Source organism: Kitasatospora nipponensis, from assembly GCF_039528135.1.
GTDB classification, from domain to species: Bacteria; Actinomycetota; Actinomycetes; order Streptomycetales; family Streptomycetaceae; genus Kitasatospora; species Kitasatospora nipponensis.
In genome coordinates, this window is record NZ_BAAALF010000241.1 from 10,004 (window position 1) to 10,527 (window position 524).

Annotated in this window: 1 pseudogene; it reads right to left on the minus strand. The window is 76.7% G+C overall.

Annotated features, from left to right (window positions below):
- Positions 1-71 precede the first annotated feature (71 nt).
- Positions 72-524, minus strand: a pseudogene (locus ABD323_RS36575) (hypothetical protein); the annotation flags it as partial.

The following is a 524-nucleotide window of genomic DNA, read 5'->3' on the forward strand; positions in this document are numbered from 1 at the left end:
TGTTGCCGGTGACCACCGCGGTCACCGGTGCCCGGCCACCCGGCCGCGAGGCCGTCCGTGGGCGGGGAGTGCTATCGCCGGGAGCCGATGCCGCGGGTGCCGCCGGTGCTGCCCGCCACGGTGCCGGGGGCGTTGTCGGCGGTCGGGACCAGCGACGTGCCCTTCGTCCGCAGGGTGTCACCGGGCCCGGCCGGAACGGCCTTGGCCACACCCGACGGGACGGTGGCCCGCGGTGCCGCCGGGTTCACCCGGACCGCGCCCACCCGGGCGGCCAGGCCCGCCGGGGTGCCCGAGGAGCTCAGGGTCAGCGTCACCGAGGTCTGGAAGGTGCCGGGGGTGGCCCAGCCGGAGAGCGTGCCGGCGTAGGCCGTGCCGAAGGTCGTGCTGCCCAGCAGCTGGCTCTGCACGGTGCCGGTCGGCACGGTCGCCTCGATCGCCACCCCCGAGGGGGCCTTGACCGTGACGGTGCTGCCGATCCGGTAGCCGGTGACCTTGCCCGTGGCCACGGCGTTCGACCAGGTCGC